A 2,771-nucleotide genomic window follows, 5' to 3' on the forward strand; every position below is an offset into this window, starting at 1 on the left:
GATGCTGACGACGCCCGCGACGCCCGCGCCGAGGGCGATCGCGAGCGACAGCAAGTCGGGCGCGAGCCGTTCGGAGATCTCGCCGACGCTCGAGAGAACGAGGTCGGGCGGGACGATGTTCATCGACCGAACCAGCACCGCGAAGATCGCCGCCGCCCCGATCGCGACGATGACGCCGAGGATCTGGTAGGTGATGCTCTCGACGAACAGCTCCTCGTCGTCGATCACCGTACCGACGCTGGCTCCCAGCGCCGGCCCGATCAGCGGCGCGATCACCATCGAGCCGACGACGACCGCGGGCGAATCCAACAGCAGTCCCGCGGTCGCGACGACGGCGCTGATGACCGTCATCACCACGTAGACGGGAAAGCTGGGCGTCAGATCGTCGGCCTCCGCCTGCAGCTCCTGACGCGAGATGCGATCCGAGCCGACGTCGCCTTCCTCGTACTCCTCGCGCAACGCCTGGAATCGGCGGGAGACGACCGTTTCGGCGTCGACGACGACCGTGTAGGCGTCCTCGTCGACGCCCGCCTCCTGCAGTTCATCGAGCACCGGTTCGACGGCCGCGTCCGGCAGCGGAAAGTAGACGACCGCCGTGTACGCGCGACTACCGATCTCGTCCGTCACGACGTAGTCGATCTCCCGCTCGTCGAGGGTCTCGAGGATCGTCTCTCGCTTCCCCGTCGGTACCGTCAACTGTACGAGCCGCACGTGTCCGTCTGAGACCGCGGGGGGTCATAACTCCGGGGCATTCCGTCCCACTCTGGAGGACGGTTCCGGCTCGAGGGGATCGAGTCGTTTCGCCGTTTTCTTATAGTGATTTCTGGGACTGTGCGTATGATACGGCGTCTCGCCTCGGTAGCCGGTGCGGTGGTACTGGTGTTCGCCGGCGGCTTCCTCGCAGTCGTCGGGCGCGACGTTCTCATCGACCCGGTCACCGCGACGGTCGTCGCCGGTCTCGTCCTCGCGTCGCTCCTGTGGATCACCGGCAGCCTCACCGATTCGGTCTCGCTCGGCCGACGAACCGTGCCGTGGAACGCCTTCATCGGGATGGCGAACGTCGTCCTGTCGGTCGCTGTCGTTCTCCTGACGGTTCGGTCCGCCGTCGCCATCGATGATGCGAGTTCGTGGCTCATCGCCGCGGCGATGCTCGCCGGCGGCACCTCGCTGTCCTGGCAGGGCGTCCAGATCGCCGTCGACAGTCGCCACGTCGACCTCGAGGCGACGCCCTCGAGCGGACGTGTTCTCGCCGTCGTGCTGCTCGTCGCCGGCGCGTTCGGCGTCGGATTGCTCGCGGGGACGGTGGTGTAGGGCCCGGCCGCACGTCGGCGAGCGCGATCGAGCACCCCGTCTCCCCTTCAGTGTATATAAAGGGACGAGACGCCTACACTGGGACATGTTCGATACTCGCCCCAATCGAGGGGCTGAAATCGCCCTCGTCGGCCGCTCGAACGTGGGCAAGTCCACGCTCATGCGCGAGCTGACCGGCCACAGCTTCGACACCGGCGGCAAACCCGGCGTCACCCGCTCGCCCAACCACTACGACTGGGCCCCGGAGGACTTCGTCATCACCGACCTCCCCGGCTTCGGCTTCATGAGCGGCGTCGACGAGGACCACCGCGAGCAGATCAAGACCGACATCGTCCACTACCTCGAGGAGTACGCCGACAACATCCTCGTCGCGATTCTCGTCGTCGACGGCAAGAGCGTCATCGACATCATCGACCGCCACTCCGGGCCCGACGAAATCCCCTACGACGTCGAGATGTTCCACTTCCTGCGCGACCTCGACGTCCCGACGATCGTCGCCGTCAACAAGATGGACAAGGTCGACGACGAGGACGAGCGACTCGACGCCCTCTGCGACCGCCTCGGTCTCTACCCGCCCTGGAAGCAGTGGCAGGACACCATCGCCCCGATCAGCGCCAAGAAGGGGCAACTCGAGCCGCTGAACGAGGCCGTCCGGAGCCACCTGCACGAGCAGGAGCGGGACGATCTGTTCAAGTTCTTCTAACGACCTTTTGCTCTGCGGTCTATCGCGCTGACGGCAGCGTCGCTGCCGTCAGCGCGACGTCCCTCGGCAAAAGGTCGATCAAAAGCACTCCTCCTTCCGTTCGTTTCACTCACATCAGTCGTCGGCCCGCTCGCTCCCTTCGGTCGCTCGCGGTGATTGACGAGGAAACGCCTGCCCTTCCCCGGGTTGCACGACTCTCGCGGTACTCGAGTCGTGCGCCCGGCCAGTGATTCGAGACCAGTGCTATCTTGCGATTCCAGATCGAGAGTGCCGTCTTGCGACTCCAAATCGGGACCGCCGTCAGACGACCTGGTTGTGGAATGCCTCGCCGGTCTCGAGGCGGTCGACGTTCTCGCGGACGATATCCCCCACATCTCGGAAGTAGTCCCGCGTGTACGCGGCGCAGTGCGGTGAGATAATTACCTCGTCCAACTCCCAGAGCGGCGACGCTTCAGGCAACGGCTCTTCCTCGAAGACGTCCAGCGCCGCCCCCGCGAGCGAATCCGCCTCGAGGGCGTCGATTAGCGCCGGTTCGTCGACGACCGGGCCGCGCGCGACGTTCACGAAGTACGCGTCGTCGCGCATGGCCTCGAACACCTCGGCGTCGAAGCGGTGGTGGGTCTCGTCGGTCAGCGGCACGGTAACGATCACGAACTCGGCGTCGGCGATCGCCTCGAGCAACCGCTCGGTCGCGTAGATCTCGTCGAAGCCGGGGACGGGATCGTCGGAGCGGCGGACCCCCGTCACGCGGACCCCG

The 2,771-nt window shown here is 66.0% G+C and carries 4 protein-coding genes; 2 read left to right on the forward strand and 2 right to left on the reverse strand.

Going from position 1 to position 2,771, the window contains the following annotated elements; all coding sequences use genetic code 11:
• On the reverse strand, window positions 1–711 hold a 711-nt coding region (locus PGX04_RS28065; protein WP_273741494.1), incomplete at its 3' end, for a DUF389 domain-containing protein.
• 126 nt (window positions 712–837) lie between these two features.
• Between PGX04_RS28065 and PGX04_RS28070 the strand changes: the two genes are divergently transcribed.
• Window positions 838–1,311 carry a DUF7994 family protein gene (locus PGX04_RS28070; protein WP_273741496.1) on the forward strand — a complete coding sequence of 158 codons (474 nt, stop codon included), beginning with the start codon at window positions 838–840 and terminating at the stop codon, window positions 1,309–1,311.
• An 85-nt stretch (window positions 1,312–1,396) separates the two neighbouring features.
• Entirely contained in the window at window positions 1,397–2,014 is a 618-nt protein-coding gene (engB, locus tag PGX04_RS28075; RefSeq protein WP_273741497.1) for a GTP-binding protein EngB, read from the forward strand.
• Between the two features lie 300 nt (window positions 2,015–2,314).
• Here engB and PGX04_RS28080 read toward each other — a convergent pair.
• Window positions 2,315–2,771, reverse strand: a 457-nt coding sequence (locus PGX04_RS28080) for an NAD(P)-dependent oxidoreductase (RefSeq protein WP_273741498.1), incomplete at its 5' end; no start/stop codon positions are given.

The organism is Natrinema soli, from assembly GCF_028618695.1.